Below are 15952 nucleotides of genomic sequence, written 5' to 3'. Positions count from 1 at the left end.
GCCGGGTACGGGTTCGAACGACCGGGCTGGCGAGCGCTTTTGGTTCCGGAATGAGAACCGTTCGTCCATGCGAACCCTCGACGAGACTGACCGGGAGATCCTCCGACTCCTCCTGCAGGACGCCCGGCGGCCCTACAGCGACATCGCCGAGCGGGTCGACCTGTCGGCGCCGGCGGTCTCGGACCGGGTGGACCGGCTCCGCGAACTCGGCGTCATCGAAGGGTTCACGCTGGATCTGGACCGCTCTCGGATCTCGACCGGAACGGAGGTGCTGATCCGGCTCGGCGTCCCGCCCGCGGAGGTGGCGGCCGCCGGGGAGGCGCTGACCGCGGACGACCGCGTCGACCACGTCTTCGAGACGGCGGAGGGGACGGTCGTCGCCGTCGCCACGGTCGATGAGGGCGCGGTCCGGGAGCTGCTGGCGGAGACGGTCGGGCTCGAGGCGGTGTCCTCGTTGGAAGTGTCGCTCGTGACGGCGTCGTCGTGGGAGCCGACGCTGGGCGATCCGGAGTTGGCCGTCGACTGCGTGGAGTGCGGCAACACCGTCACCAGCGAGGGGGAGACCGCGACCCTCGACGGCACGCGCTACTACTTCTGCTGTGGCACCTGCCGGGCGAACTTCGAGACGCGGTACGAGCGGCTGGAGGCGGGGTCGTCGTGACGGCCGAGCCGCCGGCCGAACTGCTGCTCGACCACGCCCGGGACAAGGTGGTCGTCATCGACGAGGAGGGAACGGTCACCTACTGCAACGAGGCGGCGCGGGAGGTCGTCGGCTACGGCCCCGAGGAGCTGATCGGCGTCGACGCGTTCGACCTGATCCACCCCGACGACGTCGAACGCGTCCGGTCGACGTTCAGGGAGACGGTCGAGGGGACGCCGCCGGGAACGGGCGACGCGGACGACTACGCCGCGGCGACCGTCGAGTACAGACACCGGACGCCCGACGGCTCGTGGGTGTGGCTGGAGAGTCGCTTCTCGAACCTCACGCACGCGGCCGTCGGCGGCTACGTCGTGAGCTCGCGTGACGTGACCGACCGCGTCCGCGCGGAACGGGAGCGCGACGAGACCGCCGCGCGGCTAGAGGAGCTCGCGGAGAACGCGACCGACGTGCTGTGGTCGTTCACCGGCGACTGGAGCGAGGTCCTGTTCGTCAACCCAGCCTACGAATCGGTGTACGGCGGGTCGATCGAGGAGGTCGAGGCGGACGCGACCGCTTTCCTGGAGCAGGTCCACCCGGAGGACAGGCCCGCGGTGAGGGACGCCATGGCGCGGATCTCGGCGGGGGAGCACGTCGACGTCGAGTACCGCGTCAACCCCGACCGGAACTTCGGTCGCTGGGTATGGGTGCAGGCGAGCCCGATCGTCGAGGACGGCGAGGTCGTCCGGATCGTCGGGTTCTCCCGCGACGTGACCGACAGGAAGCGCCGTGAGAAGCAGCTCGCCGTGATCGACAACGTGTTGCGGCACAACCTGCGGAACGACCTCAACAAGATCCTCGGGTACGTCGACGAGATAAACGGGGATCGAAGCGGCGGCGGCCGGAGCGACAGAGACAGGGGCGGCAGCCGAAGCGCCGGAGAACGAAGCGCCGAAGGCGAGGGGGATCCGGACGACCCGACCGAAGGGGGTAGCCCCGAGACCGGGGTCATCCGACAGGTCGGACTCGACCTCCTTGACAAGGCGGAGAAACAGCGCGAGGTGAACCGCCTGCTGCGCTCCGCGCCGGCGACGCGCCCGGTCGACCTCGTCGCCGCGGTCGAGCGCGCGGTCGAGACGCAGCGACGGCGGACGCCCGACGCGGCGATCGAGACCGACCTCCCCGACGCCGCCACCGTCGACGCGCTCCCGGAGATCGAGGACGCGGTGGCCGAACTGATCGACAACGCCGTGGGCTACGCGGACCCGGAGGCGGACCCACCGCGGGTGGCGGTGTCGATCGCGCTCGAAGGGGACGAGGCCGTCGTCACGGTTCGCGACTGGAACGTCCCGGTCCCCGAGTACGACCGACAGGTGCTGCTCGGCAAGGGCGACGACGACGGAGTGGCACACAGCACCGGGCTGGGCCTGTGGCTCGTCCACTGGGTCGTCGACCTCTCGGACGGGAGCGCCCGGTTCGAGCCTCCCGACGGGACGGGGAATGTCGCCCGGATCAGGCTGCCGCTGGCCGGGGAGTGACGACCCGCGACGGCGGACCGCACCTCACCGACGCCGCGCCGGCTCCGGCCGCGCACGCTACTCCCGGAGCCGGTAGAACGGCCGGAGGACCGCGAGGTGGTAGTCCTCGCTCGGGTCGTAGCGCCGGAACAGCAGGCTGTTCGTCATCACCGACACCGAGGAGCCGGCCATCGCCAGCCCCGCGAGCGCGGGGTTGAGCAGGCCGAGGGAGGCGACGGGCAGCAGCGTCGTGTTGTAGACGAACGCCCAGAAGAGGTTCTGTCTGACCTTCGAGAGCGTCGCCTCGGAGACGCGCAGCGCCTTCAGCACGTCCGCGGGGTCGTCGCGCATCAGCGTCACGTCCGCGGACTCGATGGCCACGTCGGTGCCGGAGCCGATGGCGATCCCGACGTGGGCGGTCGTGAGCGCGGGCGCGTCGTTGACGCCGTCCCCGACCATCGCGGCGCGGCGGCCGTCGGACTGGATGTCGTCGACGGCGTCGGCCTTGTCCTCGGGGAGCACCTCGGATCGGACGTTGTCGGGCTCGATACCGACCTCCTCGGCGACCGCGCGGGCGGTCCGCTCGTTGTCGCCGGTCAGGAGCATGACCTCCACGCCCCGCTCGCGCAGCGCCGCGACGGTCTCGCGGGCGCTCTCGCGCACCGTGTCCGCGCAGGCGACCACGCCGATCACCTCGCCGTCGAGGCCGACCAGCATCGCGGTCTTGCCCTCGCGCTCCAGCCGCTCCATCTCCTCGGCCGCCGCGTCCGCGTCGATCCCGCGGTCCGCGAACAGCTTCCGGTTGCCGACCAGCACCTCGCCCCGCTCCGTCTCCGCCACGACGCCGTGACCGGGAACGCTCTCGAACGATTCGGGACGCTCGACGGCGAGGCCCCGGTCCGCGGCCCCGTCGACGATCGCCTCGCCGAGGGGATGCTCGCTCCCGGACTCCGCGGCCGCGGCCGCACGGAGGACCAGTTCTTCGGCGTCGTCGGCATCGTCGGCATCCTCGACATCTTCGGCCTCGTCGGCGTCGGAGTGCTCGACCGAGAGCGCGCCGCCGTCGGGGGCCGCGTCGCTCCCGTCAGCCGCGGCGCCGCCGTCGGCACGGGTCGCGGTCCCCGCGGCGTCGAGCGCGACCACGTCGGTCAGCTCCATCTCGCCGTGGGTGAGCGTGCCCGTCTTGTCGAAGACGACCGCGTCCACGTCCTTCACGCGCTCCAGCACGTCGGCGCCCTTGAACAGGACGCCGGAGGTGGCCGCGATGGTCGAGCCGACCATCGTCGCCGCGGGCGTCGCCAGTCCGAGCGCACACGGGCACGCCACGAGCACCGCGGAGGCGAACACGATGATGGAGAACTCCGCGACCGGAACCCCGCCCACGACCGGGCCGCCGCCGACCGGCTCCCACAGCGGGAGCGCGGTGGCGACCGCGTACAGCTGGTCGGGGAAGAGGAACCACAGGACGCCCCAGACCGTCGCGTTGAGAAGCACCGCGGGGACGAAGACCCCCGACACCTTGTCCACGACGCGCTGGATGTCCGGCTGGCGCGACTGCGCCTCGCGGACGCGGTCGACGATCTGCTGGATCGCGGTGTCCTCGCCCACCTTCGTCGCCTCCACGATCAGGACGCCGTTCTCGTTGACCGTCGAGCCGACCACCTCGTCGCCCGGTTCCTTCTCGACGGGGACGGACTCGCCGGTGATCATCGATTCGTCGACCGCGGACTCCCCGTCCACGACGACGCCGTCGGTCGGGACCTTCTCGCCCGGCCGGACCTTCATCCGGTCGCCGACCGCGACCTCGCTCAACTCGACCTCGCGCTCCTCGCCCGTCTCGGGGTCGACGAGCGTCGCGGTCTCGGCCTCCATCTCCAGCAGCGCGCGGAGCGCGTCGCTGGCCTGCGCCTTCGAGCGCGCCTCCAGCCAGTTGCCGACGGTGATGAACCAGAGGATGAACGCGACCGCCTCGAAGTAGAGGTCGCCGGTGATCAGGTTCACCATCACCGCGGTCGAGAACAGGTAGCCCGCCGAGGAGCCGACCGCGACGAGCGTGTCCATGTTCACGTCCCGGGACTTCGAGAGCGCGCGCCACGCGCCCGAGAGGAACTCGCGCCCGAGCGTCGCCATCATCACGGTGGCGATGGCGAGCTCAAACCAGCCGCGGTCGATCCCCGCGACCGTCTCGGGGACCGCGTAGAACCCGAGCATGCTCCCCATCAGGACCCAGAAGGGGATCGTGAGGATCCCGCCCCCGATCGCCAGTCGGCGCTGGCGCTCCAGTTCGCGCTGGACCGCGCTCCGGCGCGCCGACTCCCCGGAGCCGCCCCCGTCACCCGCGCCGCTTCCCTCGCCGTCCCCCTCGCTCCCAGCCTCCGCGCCGGGGCCGACCTCGCGGACCGGCTCGTAGCCCGCCCCTTTCACGGCGTCGTAGATCGCGGGGAGGTCGGCGTCGGTCGGGTTGTACTCGACGCGCGCCTCGTCGCTGGCGCTGTTGACCGACACGTCGATCACGCCCGGCACGTCGCTCACGGCGCTCTCGACCGCGTCCGCGCAGTTGGTACACGACATGCCGGTGATCGCGACCGACGCCGACTCCGCGGTCGGGTCGTACCCGGCGTCGCGGATCGCCTCGTAGATCGCGTCGAGACCGACGACCGCGGGGTCGTACGCGACCGTCCCCTCGTCGGTGGCGAAGTTGACCGAGGCCTCCTCGACCCCGTCGAGGGACTCGACCGCCTCCGAGACGGTCTTCGAACAGGTCGCACACGACATCCCGCCGATCTCGATGTGCGCGCGGTGCGTGCTCATGGGTGTTGATAGGGGCTACTACTTCATGCCGGTTATGGCTTCGATCCCGTCCCTCGAACTGCAGGATATTTTGGAACCGAAACTCTGTCGGCGAGATTTTTACGTTTCTGTCTCGGGATGGCTGTCGACCGTCGAACTCCCGTGCTACCATCCCCCAAACGTTTATGGTCGGGTTCCGCGTTGCTTGAGACGCGATGGCGACAGGAACGGTTGCCTTCTTCAACGACACCGGAGGCTACGGCTTTATCGAGACCGAGGACGCCGACGAGGACGTGTTCTTCCACATGGAGGACGTGGGCGGCCCCGATCTCGAGGAGGGACAGGAAGTGGAGTTCGACATCGATCAGGCCGACAAGGGGCCACGCGCGACGAACCTCACTCGAGTATAGCTCGACCTCGGCGCATCGGCACACTGACGAGTCCCGCGTTTTCTTGCCCGCGGAGCGGCCGCGCTGTCGGGGAACCCTCCGTGGCCGCGATGTGCGCGGCCCTACAGCTCCCCGGCCGCGGCACTACAACTCCCCGGCCGCGGCCCGCTCGCGCACCTCGCGGGCGCGGTCCCGGATCGCGGCCCACTCCTCGTCGTCCTTGTCGTCGACGTGGTTGTACATCAGGCCCATGCGGCCGGTGCCGCGGAGCGTCTCCTCGTTCTCCTTCAGGAAGTCCCAGTAGAGCGCGTTGAACGGGCAGGCGCCCTCGCCGGTCGTCCGCGAGACGGCGTAGGGACACGAGGCGCAGTAGTCGCTCATCTCGTTCACGTAGTTCCCCGAGGAGGCGTACGGCTTCGAGGAGAGGGCGTCGGTCGCGAACGACCCCATCGCGACGACGTTCGGCGTCGTCACCCAGTGGTACGCGTCGACGAAGCCGAGGTGGAACCACTCGTTGAGTTCGTGGGGGTCGGCGCCGTACAGCAGCGCGAAGTTCGACAGCACCATCAGGCGCTCGATGTGGTGCGCGTAGCCGAACGCGCGGACGTGCTCGACCGCCTCCGAAAGGCACGTCATCTCCGTCTCGCCGTCCCAGAACGCGGGCGGGAGGTCCCGGTGGTTATCGAGTCGGTTCGCGTCGGCCAGCTCCGGCATCGCGGCCCGGTAGACGTGGCGCACGAACTCCCGCCAGCCGAGGAGCTGGCGGACGAACCCCTCGACCGCGTTTATCGGCGCCTCGCCGCGCTCGTAGGCGTCCTCCGCGGCCCGCACGGCCCGCATCGGGTCGAGGAGACCGAGGTTGATCGCGGGCGACAGCAGCGAGTGCGCGAGCCACGGCTCCCCCTCCACCATCGCGTCCTGGTAGTCGCCGAACGCGGGCAGGCGCTCGGCGACGAACCTCTCCAGCGCCGCCTCCGCCTCCGCGGCGGTCACGGGCCACGCGAAGTCGTCGATCGACGACGCGCCCCACGTCTCGAACGCCGCCGTCACCCAATCGTGGACCTCGCGGGTGAGGGCGTCCGGCTCGAACGTCGCGCGCTCGGGCGGGGCCCAGTCGTCCGGCGGCGTCTCGCGGTTCTCCTCGTCGAAGTTCCACGCGCCGCCCGCGGGCCGCGGCTCCGGATCCCCGTCCGCGGCGTCGGCGTCCTCCTCCATCAGCACGCCCGTCTCGCGGCGGACGTGTCTGTACCAGTCCTCCTGTCGGAACGTCGCGTCGGGGTCGTCGGCGTCCGCGCCGGCCCACGCGCGCCAGTCGTCGGGCGTCGTGACGAACAGTTCGTTGGGGAGCAGTTCGAGGTCGATGCCGCGCTCGGCGGCCAGTTCCCGCAGGCGCTCGCCCGCGCCGTGACTCGCCGGACGCATCAGGCGGAGGTCCGGATCCTCGCGCTCGGCCGCGAACCGGTCGAACCCCTCGGCGAAGTCCTCGGCCCGGAGATACGTCACCGCGCGGCCCCGCTCGCGGAGTTCGTCGCGGAAGTGCCGCATCGCGGAGAAGACGAGGGTGAGTTTGTGCGCGTGGTAGCGCTTGCGCGCCGCGAACGCGCGCGACTCGATCATGAGCACGTCCTCGGCCTCCCCGAGCGCCGCGAGGTCGTGTGAAAGCTGGTCGCCGAGCAGCAGCAGCGTCATACGTTCGCTGCGAGCGCCACCGACAAATACGCGGTGGCGGGTCGGACCCCGCGGCTCGCCTCCCGCGTTCGGGGCTCAGTCCCGGCGACCCCAGCCGTTCTTCTCGACTCCGTCGTCGGTTTCGGCGCCGGCGTCGGGGTCCCGGCGCGCGGCGTCGGCGTCGACGCTGGTGGCGGCGTCCGCGTCCTTGCGCGCGGTCCGTTCGGCCTCGTCCCAGCCGTCGACCGTCTCCCGGTCGCGTTCGTGCTCGTCGCGCACCAGCGCGTACAGGACGAGGGGCGCGACGAGCGCGAGCAGGACCGCGATGAGGAGGGCGGCCTCCGCCACGGTCAGCCGAAGAACACGTCCGCGATGGTGCTCCCGGCGGAGGCCGAGTCGCGGTACAGCTCCGAGTAGCCGCAGTCCGTACACGAGACCACGCGGAACTTGTTGGTCTGGATGTCGAACATCTTGCTGAGGCCGCTCCCGGTCGTGGAGATGGAGCCGACTTCGGCCTCGTCGTGGCCGCACTTGGGACAGCCACCGTCGCCGTGCGCGTGTTCGGTGGAGGGCATGCGGACGCGACTGCGCGGGCGACCCACTAAACCGTATCGGCGGGACGAGCCCCCTCCGTCCGGCGGCCGCGCACCTTTTTCACGCGGGCCGGCGTCGGCCCGGTATGGACAGCATCATCACGAACTGGCTGCTCGCGCTCGTGTCGGCCCTGCTGGCGGTGCTCGTGCTCGACACGACCGGCGAGCAGTTCCTCGTCCCGCTGGAGCCGGTCGCCACGGTCCTCGCGCTCGTCACCTTCCTCTCGTTCGTGCTCGTTACGGGCGCGTTCATGGTCTACACGGCGTCGTTCAAGAACGAGTAGGGCGGAGTGCGGCGACGGCGCTCGCGCGCACGGCGCCGCCGACCACCGGCAACCGCTCCGCCGGCCCACCGATTTTTGGTCCCCGCGGCCGACCGCGTACCCATGGAGTACACCACCCTCGGGTCCACCGGCGTGGAGGTCTCGCGGATCTGTCTCGGCTGTATGAGCTTCGGCGACCCGGACTGGCGCGAGTGGGTCCTCGGCGAGGAGGAGGGGAGGGAGCTCGTCGAGCGCGCGGTCGACCTCGGCGTGAACTTCTTCGACACCGCCAACATGTACTCGGACGGCGAGAGCGAGCGCGTGCTCGGCGAGGCCCTCGCCGGCTACGACCGCGACGAGTTCGTGGTCGCCACGAAGGGGTACTTCCAGATGGACGAGGGGAACCCCAACTCCGGCGGCCTCTCCCGGAAGGCCATCGAGCAGGAGCTGGACAACTCGCTGGACCGGCTGGGGATGGACACGGTGGACCTCTACCAGATCCATCGCTACGACCACGACACGCCCATCGAGGAGACGCTGCGCGCGCTCGACGACGCGGTGCGACGCGGGAAGACGCGGTACGTCGGCGCCTCCTCGATGTGGGCCCACGAGTTCGCGGACGCGCTCCACGCGAGTGAGCGCCTCGGCCTCGAGCGGTTCGTCACGATGCAGAACCACTACAACCTCGTCTACCGCGAGGAGGAGCGCGAGATGCTCCCGCTGTGCGAGAAGGAGGGGGTCGGCGTGATGCCGTGGAGTCCCCTCGCCCGGGGCTACCTCGCGCGCCCGGACGACGACATCGACGCGACCCTGCGCGGGCAGACGGAGGAGCACATGTACGAGCACCCCTACCGCGAGAAGGGCGGTCGGTCGATCAACGCTCGCGTGGAGGAACTCGCGGCCGAGAAGGGCGTGAAGATGGCCCAGATCGCGCTCGCGTGGCTGTTCCACAAGGACTGGGTCGACGCGCCCATCGTCGGGACCACGAGCGTGGAGCACCTGGAGGACGCGGTCGAGGCGCTCGACATCGACCTGTCCGACTCGGACGTGGAATGGCTGGAGGAGCCGTACGAGCCGGTCCCCGTCTCGGGCCACGAGTAGGCGGATTCGGGTTACGGGACACCGGCCGGAACGGCGCTTTTCCGTCACCACGCGGCCGCGGTGCGGTTATGTGTTGAGGTCGTGGTACCGCGGCGGCGCGAGGGCGCGAAGCGCCCGCAGCGCCGACCGCGGCCCCTTTTTGATCGACATTTTTCAAGGCTTGCGAGACCCGTTGGGTCTCGCTGATCCCCGAGCGGAGCTCGGGGAGAGCGGTGAGCGCGGCGCTTGCGCCGCGCGAACCCGACGCAGAAAAAGGTCGAGTTTCAGAACTCGGGCAGTCCCGAGAGGTTGTCCTCGGGGTGGTCGTCGCCGGTGGTGCGGATGAAGCGTTCGCCGTCGGCGTGGTACGTGATCACCTCGTCACCGGGGATCCAGTCGCCGTTCTCGTGGAAGGCGGTCATATAGTCGAGGCCGAGGTCGAGGTCCTGCACGACCGCGCCGCGGGGGACCTCGACGGGGTCTCCGAGGCCGTCGTCGGCCGGGCGGTGTCGTCGGACCGCGTCGATGTGGTGGCCGACGTAGCGCACGTGGGTGATGACGTAGTCCGCGTCGAAGTCGGTCATACCGGGCACCTCGGCCGTGAGGCTCATAAGGTCGGTGGCGGTGCGGTGCTGGTGCGGTGGCGGTGCTGGTGCGGTGGCGGCCGCGGTGCTGGTGCGGTGGCGGTGCTGGTGCGGTGGCGGTGCGGTTATGTGTCGAGGTGGTGGTACCGCGGCGGCGCGAGGGCGCGAAGCGCCCGTAGCGCCGACCGCGGCCCTTTTTGATCGACATTTTTCAAGGAGCGGTGAGCGCGGCGCTTGCGCCGCGCGAACCCGACGCAGAAAAAGGTCGAAGCCAACCCTTTTCGGACCCGAGACGCAACCGGGGGGTATGGCAGACGACGAACCGGCCGAGTCCGGCGACGACGCCGGCGACGCCGCCGACGGCGAGGACGGAGAGGAGAAATCCTTCCGCGAGCGCGTGGAGGAGATCCGCGAACGACGCGAACAGGAACGCGAGGAGGGCGAGCAGCCCAGCCCCGAGGAGATGATGGGCGGCGAGGGCGGCCCCGGCGGTATGGGCGGGGGCAACCCCTTCGCACAGATGATGTCCGGCATGATGGGCGGCGGTGGCGGCCCGCCGGGCATGGGCGGTGGCGGCGGGCCGGGCGGCGCGCCGGGGATGGGCGGCGGTCCCGGCGGTCCGGGCGGCGCTCGCGGCGAGCGCGGCGGCGAGGAGTCGGTCGGCAACGAGGAGCTCGTGCGTGAGGTGCGCCAGCTCCGCGACGAGGTCCGCGACGCGACCCGGCAGCTACAGCGCATCGCGCAGGCGCTGGAAGACCAGTAGCGCGGCCGCGGTCCGCGACGCGTTTTTCTCGGCGTCGGTCGCCGACGCCGGCCTTTCGAGATGATCCCGAGCGCCGCGAGCGTCCGGCGGGACGCCCGCGTTCGCAACGCCTTTCCCGTCCGGTCGCGCGCTTCGCGTATGGGCATTCCCGAGGAGCGCATCGAGCGGCTCCTGTCGCTCGCGCGGGAGGCGGTCGTCGACGGGGAGTTCGACCGTTCGCGCGAGTACGTTCGCCTCGCCCGCCGCATCGCGGAGCGGAACCGCTGCGGGCTCCCGCGGGCGTTCACGCGGCGGACCTGCGACGACTGCGACGTGTATCTGCGGCCGGGGGTCACGGGACGCTTCCGCACGCAGCCGGGACACGTCGTCGTGCGGTGTCTGGAGTGCGGCGCGACCGACAGGTACCCCTTCTGAGTCGGCTCGGGGCGCCTCGCGGACGGACCGCCTCGTGGACCGCCTCGCGGACGGCGGGCGACGGGTCGCTCGCGGCCGCGTACCTCAAGCTTCAATGCGCCGCGCCCTCTTGACCGCGTATGACCGATCAGCAACTCCGAAAGGAGGCGCACGACCTCGACGTGACCGTCTGGGTCGGTAAGGGCGGCGTCGAGGCAGTCGTCGACGAGTTGGCGGACCAGCTGGACGACCGAAAACTGGTGAAAGCGAAGTTCCTGCGGGCGGCCCGCGGCGGGACGACGACCGAGGAACTGGCGGCCGACCTCGCGGACCGGGTCGACGCCGAGCTGGTGGAGACGCGTGGCAACACGGCGGTGTTCCACTGATGGGGATCGGTGCGGCGGGCGGTGCGGTCAGCGGTTCCGGCGGTGCGGCCGCCGGCGACGCGCTCGGCGCGGTTCCGGCACAGGTGCAGCCGGTTGCGGACGCGCTGACGCCCTATCTCGGCGGGACCCTCGCGGCGCCTATCGCGTCGTTTCTCGTCTTCGTCGGCGTGCTCGCGGCCGTCTACGTCCTCAACAAGTCGGTACTCTCTCCGCTCGTCGACCGGCTGCTCGACAGAAAGGGGCTGAAGCCGCACGCGCGCAAACCGCTCAACCGGATCGCGACGGTCGGCGTGCTCTTCGCCGGCATCGCGGTCGCGTTCGGGCTGGCCGGCTACGGAAACTTCCTGCAGTCGATGGCGACGATCGCGGCCGCGGCGACGCTGGCCATCGGCTTCGCGATGCAGGACATCATCCGCAACTTCGTCTCGGGCGTGTTCATCTACACGGACAAGCCGTTCCGCATCGGCGACTGGGTCGAGTGGGGCGACAACTCCGGCATCGTCGAGGACATCTCCTTCCGCGTCACGCGCGTCCGCACGTTCGACAACGAACTGCTGACGGTGCCGAACTACGAACTGACCAGCGGCGTCGTGAAGAATCCGGTCGCGAAGGACACCCTCCGGCTGAAGTTCGTCTTCGGCATCGACTACGACGACGACATCGACGCGGCGACGAACATCATCATCGAGGAGGCCGAGAAACACGACGAGATCCTGCGCGACCCGGCCCCCTCGGTCCGCCTCAACGAGTTGGCTGACTCCTACGTCGGCCTGCAGTCCCGCGTCTGGATCGAGAACCCCTCGCGCGCGGACTTCGTGAAGACCCGCGCCGACTACGTGAAGGCGGTCAAACAGCGGTTCGACGAGGAGGGCATCTCCTTCCCGTTCCCGCAGCGGACGGTCTCCGGCCGCGACGCCTGGAGCGAACCGGACGCCTTCTCCGCCGAGCAGTAGCGGTCGCGAGCGGCCTCAGGAGAGCTGCGCCGCGATGTCGGCCTCGGTGATGATCCCGACGGTCTCGCCGCCGTCGGTGACCATCACCGCCTTGTAGTGGTCCAGCAGGTTGCGGACCTCGTCGACGGTGGCGTCGGGCGCGACCGTCGGGAACGACTCGCTCATCACCTCGCTGACGGGGTGGTCGCCCACGTCCTCGCCGGCGTGGACCACGTCGCCCTGGCTGATCGAGCCGACCGGGATGCCGTTCTGGAGCACCGGGAGCTGGGAGTACGCCTCCTGTTCCATCAGGTCGACCGCGTCCCGGACCGCGTCGTCCGGCGCGACGCTGATCACCGTCTCGTTCATCAGGTTCTCGGCGCGGACGACCTCGCCTTCCGCCTCGTCGAGCGCGTTGACGATGGAGCGGAGCGTCGAGAGCCGGGGATCCACGTCGCCCCCCTCGATGCGCGCGATGAGCGGCTGCGAAACGCCGGCCTCGTCCGCGAGCGCGCTCTGGGTGAGCCCGAGCGCGTTGCGGCGCTCCCGCAGGTCCTGCGGCGTCGGAAGTTCCATATCCCGAGATAACTCGGGGTAATTGAAAAGGTTTCGACGGCGGCCGGACCTGCGTGGCGTCGACGGCGGCCCGGGCTCGCGTGCTCGCGCCGGCGACGACCGAATCCGTAGCTCGGCGGCGGTCGACGGCGTTACTCGGCCTCGTCGGCGTCGGCGTCGGCCTCGGTCTCGACGACCTCGATGACCTCGAGGGGCACGTCGCGGAGCGCGCTGCCGACCTCGCTCTTGGCGATGCGGGAGGCGTGCTCCTCGCCCTCGGCGTTGAAGATCTCGATCTCCAGGAGAAGTCCCACGAGCGCGGTGCTCGCCGCGATGAACGTCGCGTCGAACGGCTCGCCGCAGGCGGGACAGCCGGTCACGCCGACCTCCACGTCGACGTACTGCTTGTCGGTCTCGTTGAGACGCTTCCCGGCCTCGCTGACCGCCACGCCGATCGCGTCGTCGGCGTCCTCGACGTCCCGCACCAGCCACGCCGCCTCCATGGCGACTAGATAGTTGCTCATACCCGACTCGAAGGGGCGCGGGGTTTCGTGTCTTGTGGTTCGCCCGCGCGGAACGGTCGCCGACCGACCGGGGGTTCCATCGGTCGCGCCGAGTCGCGTGCGTTCGCTCGCGTCGTCCGCGGCCGTCGAATAGGCGCACGAGTCCCCGCGCATCTTCATAAGTTATCGATACGTTTGCCTTGGGGACCGACACGCTTCGCCCTCGCACCGGGTTCGCGACCGGGACCCGGCCGGGGCGGCGCTGGATGACCGGGAACGGGAAAACCACACGCCTGCGGCGACGTGCGCCCGTCTGACGCTCCGATACCCTTATGTACGGCGGTCGATCCCTGATGGTAGAGACCCAATGTTCACCCGTGCGTACCAGTCCGCGATGTTCGGGCTACACCAGCTGACGGTCGCGGTCGGGATCGCGCTGTTCCCGCTCGCGCTCGCCGCGCGCCGCTCCGGCGTTCCGTCCGCGATCCGGCGACTCGTCGAGGCGACCGGCGCGGCCTACGAGCGCGCCGCGGATTGACATCCTCCCCGCCCTGAAGGGCGAGGATTCCCGCGTTGGGATATTGTGGTTTACGACGTGACCCGTTCTTGAGGTGCGAACGCACCAGTCTCCTTGTCAAACAGGAATGTCGATGGCTGTGCCAACCAGCCGTTACTCCTATCGCCGCCATCCGTGGCGGGACTCGGAGATACCTTCTGTCGAATGTTCTCTGCACCGTTCACATCTGCGTTCGCCACCATCCCACACGCATCACAGACGTACAGCCCACGCTCAACACGATTCGCGTCACGTTCACGACCACAGCAGGAACACGATTTCGACGTATCTCGCTCTGATTTCTCCACAACCGAGATGCCTTGCATCTCTGCTTTGTATTCGAGGAGATCGGTGAAACGGTCGAACGCCCATGAGTGCAGGTCGAGGTTGCCGTGTTTGCCCCAGTTCTTCGCTTCGCCGTTCTCATCATCCTCGCGGATACCGGAGAGATCGCCCACCACAACCGTCTCAACACCCTTCTCGACGCATCGCTGAACGATGTGTTTCGAGAGCGTGTGGAAATAGTGGGTGCGGCGAGCTGACTTCTTCTGATTCAGCCGCGTGGCTTGCTCGGAGTTCGAGTCGTCACATCGAGCGATCCGCTTGCTGAAGTAGTAGTCATCTTGCTTCAGACAGTTCAGCGGGTACAGCTCGGCGTGGCCGTCCTCGTAGGCGAGTGCAGCGAAGTTGGTGATGCCGAGATCGACACCAACAGTCTTCTCGCCGCGGGCTTCGGACACGTCGATTTCGACCTTACACACAAAGTGTAGTTCCCATTCATCCCCCGTCCAAATGGCCCTGACTTGCTGGACGCTCTCTACGGTCGAGAGGTCAACGTCGGGGCGAGTCTGGTATTCACAGAGGATGAAGTCCGACCAGTACTCCTTGAGATTCGACCCTTTGGAAAGTCGAACACGGTCGTACTGGGTGTCGAGTTTGAAGCCAGCGGCTTTGAACGTGACCGTGCTTCGTGGATGGTCGTCGTCGTGTTTGCGGTAGCCGGGCGGGTTCGCGCTCGCGTCTCCAGTGCGTCGCTTCCCGTACCAGCCGTCGAACGCCTCAGCGAGTTCTTGGAGGACTCGCTGACTTGACTGAGAATGCAGGTCATCATAGCGTTCGTGGCTTTTGAGGTACGCGGTGAGTTCTGCGTGACTGGGAATGTGACCAATCTCTGACCAGACGCGGTCACACGTCCACCGTCCGACGTTCCAGAGTTTCGAGGCAGCGAATCCGAGCGAATCCAGGTCGTCTTGCACCCGTGACTGGTTCCTGATGGACGCAGTATAGGTGCGGGTGACGACCTGTTTCGCCATACATAATCTATGTAGACAAATCGATTTGAAAGTATGGATTACGCAGCGTGGAATATCCTCCCGTGCCCTCGAACGGCCGTTCGTGACCGGTATTGTCGGATTCATCCCCGCCCTAAAGGGCGGGGCTTTCTCCTCGATTCTCCGTAAGCGGTCACGATCCGGCGACTCGTGAGGCGGCGGTGCCCCCGTTTGCCCCCGTTGACACGGTTCTGTCTATCGGTTTTACGTCCCCCTCGCGGAAGGGGCAACGAGGGGCCGAAGGGTTGCCTTTATCAGCGCGCCGGGCTAACGAGACGGTAATGCGAACACCGACAGGCGATCTCAGCGGCGAGCTTTCCGACGTCGACCAGCCGGTCTTCGGGCCGGAGCTCGGCGAGTTCGACCAGAGCGAGCAGCGCGCCGCCTCCGCCGGCGAGGGCGAGGGCATGAAGACGGGGACGACGACCGTCGGCATCAAGACGGCCGAGGGCGTCGTGCTTGCGACCGACATGCGCGCCTCGCTCGGCGGCATGGTCTCCTCGAAGGACGTTCAGAAGGTCGAGCAGGTCCACCCGACCGGCGCGCTCACCATCGCGGGCTCGGTCTCGGCCGCGCAGAACCTCATCTCCACGCTGAAGGCCGAGACAAGCCTCTACGAGGCCCGCCGCGGCAAGGACATGTCCATGCAGGCGCTCTCCACGCTGACCGGGAACCTCCTCCGCTCCGGCGCGTTCTTCGTCGTCCAGCCGATCCTCGGCGGCGTCGACGAGGAGGGCTCCCACATCTACTCCATCGACGCCCTCGGCGGTACGACCGAGGAGGAGTACACCGTCACCGGCTCCGGCTCCCAGTACGCGCTCGGCGTCCTCGAGCAGGAGCACCGCGAGGACCTCACCGTCGACGAGGCGACGACCGTCGCCGCGAAGGCGATCAAGTCCGCCGTCGAGCGCGACCTCGCCTCCGGCAACGGGATCAACGTCGCCGTCGTCACCGAGGACGGCGTCGACGTCACCCGGCACAAGGAGTTCGACGAGCTGCTGTAAGCCGCGAA

19 protein-coding genes are annotated in these 15952 nt (G+C 69.0%); 11 read left to right on the top strand and 8 right to left on the bottom strand.

Translation table 11 applies throughout. The features are described 5' to 3' along the window. Positions 1–67: 67 nt before the first annotated feature. A complete protein-coding gene (locus tag ACQE3L_RS00220; protein WP_426961798.1) occupies positions 68–661 on the top strand; it encodes a winged helix-turn-helix transcriptional regulator in 594 nt (197 codons plus the stop codon). Beyond that, positions 658–2175 (top strand): PAS domain S-box protein, encoded by a 1518-nt coding sequence (locus ACQE3L_RS00215; RefSeq protein WP_426961797.1) that lies wholly within the window; start codon positions 658–660, stop codon positions 2173–2175. Before ACQE3L_RS00220 ends, ACQE3L_RS00215 begins: the two co-directional genes overlap by 4 nt. Before the next feature lie 57 nt (positions 2176–2232). Here ACQE3L_RS00215 and ACQE3L_RS00210 read toward each other — a convergent pair whose 3' ends face one another. Continuing rightward, the gene (locus ACQE3L_RS00210) at positions 2233–4965 is read right to left on the bottom strand and encodes a heavy metal translocating P-type ATPase (RefSeq protein ID WP_426961796.1); all 2733 of its coding nucleotides are present in this window, start codon (positions 4963–4965) and stop codon (positions 2233–2235) included. A gap of 194 nt (positions 4966–5159) precedes the next feature. On the opposite strand from ACQE3L_RS00210, the gene ACQE3L_RS00205 reads away from it, so the two are divergent. Beyond that, positions 5160–5354 carry a cold-shock protein gene (locus ACQE3L_RS00205; RefSeq protein ID WP_426961795.1) on the top strand — a complete coding sequence of 65 codons (195 nt, stop codon included), beginning with the start codon at positions 5160–5162 and terminating at the stop codon, positions 5352–5354. A gap of 123 nt (positions 5355–5477) precedes the next feature. Here ACQE3L_RS00205 and ACQE3L_RS00200 read toward each other — a convergent pair whose 3' ends face one another. The 3 genes from ACQE3L_RS00200 to ACQE3L_RS00190 all read right to left on the bottom strand — a co-directional run bounded on the left by ACQE3L_RS00200 (position 5478) and on the right by ACQE3L_RS00190 (position 7576). Then, the gene (locus tag ACQE3L_RS00200) at positions 5478–7022 is read right to left on the bottom strand and encodes a cryptochrome/photolyase family protein (RefSeq protein ID WP_426961794.1); all 1545 of its coding nucleotides are present in this window, start codon (positions 7020–7022) and stop codon (positions 5478–5480) included. A 75-nt stretch (positions 7023–7097) separates the two neighbouring features. Next, positions 7098–7349, bottom strand: a complete 252-nt coding sequence (locus ACQE3L_RS00195; RefSeq protein ID WP_426961793.1) for a DUF8143 family protein — start codon at positions 7347–7349, stop codon at positions 7098–7100. A 2-nt stretch (positions 7350–7351) separates the two neighbouring features. Continuing rightward, positions 7352–7576 (bottom strand): zinc ribbon domain-containing protein, encoded by a 225-nt coding sequence (locus ACQE3L_RS00190; protein WP_426961792.1) that lies wholly within the window; start codon positions 7574–7576, stop codon positions 7352–7354. A 104-nt stretch (positions 7577–7680) separates the two neighbouring features. Here ACQE3L_RS00190 and ACQE3L_RS00185 point away from each other — a divergent pair, with 104 nt between their 5' ends. Continuing rightward, a complete protein-coding gene (locus tag ACQE3L_RS00185) occupies positions 7681–7878 on the top strand; it encodes a hypothetical protein (protein ID WP_058366845.1) in 198 nt (65 codons plus the stop codon). 102 nt (positions 7879–7980) lie between these two features. Then, positions 7981–8958: an aldo/keto reductase gene (locus ACQE3L_RS00180; protein ID WP_426961791.1), complete on the top strand. Its 978-nt coding sequence runs from the start codon at positions 7981–7983 to the stop codon at positions 8956–8958. Positions 8959–9221: 263 nt separating this feature from the next. On the opposite strand, the gene ACQE3L_RS00175 is transcribed toward ACQE3L_RS00180, so the two are convergent. Next, entirely contained in the window at positions 9222–9521 is a 300-nt protein-coding gene (locus ACQE3L_RS00175; RefSeq protein WP_426961790.1) for a DUF3892 domain-containing protein, read from the bottom strand. A 307-nt stretch (positions 9522–9828) separates the two neighbouring features. On the opposite strand from ACQE3L_RS00175, the gene ACQE3L_RS00170 reads away from it, so the two are divergent. From ACQE3L_RS00170 to ACQE3L_RS00155, 4 genes are all read left to right on the top strand, one after another. Next, a complete protein-coding gene (locus ACQE3L_RS00170; RefSeq protein WP_426961789.1) occupies positions 9829–10284 on the top strand; it encodes a hypothetical protein in 456 nt (151 codons plus the stop codon). A gap of 138 nt (positions 10285–10422) precedes the next feature. After that, positions 10423–10698: a ribonuclease P protein component 4 gene (locus ACQE3L_RS00165; RefSeq protein WP_426961788.1), complete on the top strand. Its 276-nt coding sequence runs from the start codon at positions 10423–10425 to the stop codon at positions 10696–10698. A 119-nt stretch (positions 10699–10817) separates the two neighbouring features. Then, positions 10818–11063 carry a YhbY family RNA-binding protein gene (locus ACQE3L_RS00160; protein WP_058366849.1) on the top strand — a complete coding sequence of 82 codons (246 nt, stop codon included), beginning with the start codon at positions 10818–10820 and terminating at the stop codon, positions 11061–11063. Next, positions 11063–12016: a mechanosensitive ion channel family protein gene (locus ACQE3L_RS00155; RefSeq protein ID WP_426961787.1), complete on the top strand. Its 954-nt coding sequence runs from the start codon at positions 11063–11065 to the stop codon at positions 12014–12016. The genes ACQE3L_RS00160 and ACQE3L_RS00155 overlap by 1 nt, the downstream gene beginning before the upstream one ends. Positions 12017–12031: 15 nt before the next feature. Here the strand turns inward: ACQE3L_RS00155 and ACQE3L_RS00150 are convergent, their stop codons facing one another. Then, positions 12032–12571 (bottom strand): CBS domain-containing protein, encoded by a 540-nt coding sequence (locus tag ACQE3L_RS00150; protein WP_426961786.1) that lies wholly within the window; start codon positions 12569–12571, stop codon positions 12032–12034. A gap of 131 nt (positions 12572–12702) precedes the next feature. Further along, on the bottom strand, positions 12703–13074 hold the full coding sequence (locus tag ACQE3L_RS00145) for a DUF555 domain-containing protein (RefSeq protein ID WP_426961785.1): 372 nt from the start codon (positions 13072–13074) through the stop codon (positions 12703–12705). Between the two features lie 346 nt (positions 13075–13420). Here ACQE3L_RS00145 and ACQE3L_RS00140 point away from each other — a divergent pair, with 346 nt between their 5' ends. After that, a complete protein-coding gene (locus ACQE3L_RS00140; RefSeq protein WP_426961784.1) occupies positions 13421–13591 on the top strand; it encodes a hypothetical protein in 171 nt (56 codons plus the stop codon). Positions 13592–13641: 50 nt separating this feature from the next. Here ACQE3L_RS00140 and ACQE3L_RS00135 read toward each other — a convergent pair whose 3' ends face one another. Next, positions 13642–14922: an RNA-guided endonuclease InsQ/TnpB family protein gene (locus ACQE3L_RS00135; RefSeq protein ID WP_426961783.1), complete on the bottom strand. Its 1281-nt coding sequence runs from the start codon at positions 14920–14922 to the stop codon at positions 13642–13644. 299 nt (positions 14923–15221) lie between these two features. Between ACQE3L_RS00135 and psmB the strand changes: the two genes are divergently transcribed. After that, complete coding sequence (gene psmB, locus ACQE3L_RS00130; RefSeq protein WP_426961782.1) at positions 15222–15944, top strand: archaeal proteasome endopeptidase complex subunit beta; 723 nt, start codon at positions 15222–15224, stop codon at positions 15942–15944. Positions 15945–15952: the final 8 nt, after the last annotated feature.

It is taken from the genome of Haloparvum alkalitolerans, assembly GCF_050122995.1.
Lineage (GTDB): Archaea > Halobacteriota > Halobacteria > Halobacteriales > Haloferacaceae > Haloparvum > Haloparvum alkalitolerans.
The sequence above is the reverse complement of the archived record's forward strand: the minus strand, read 5'-3'. Positions and strand labels throughout refer to the sequence as shown.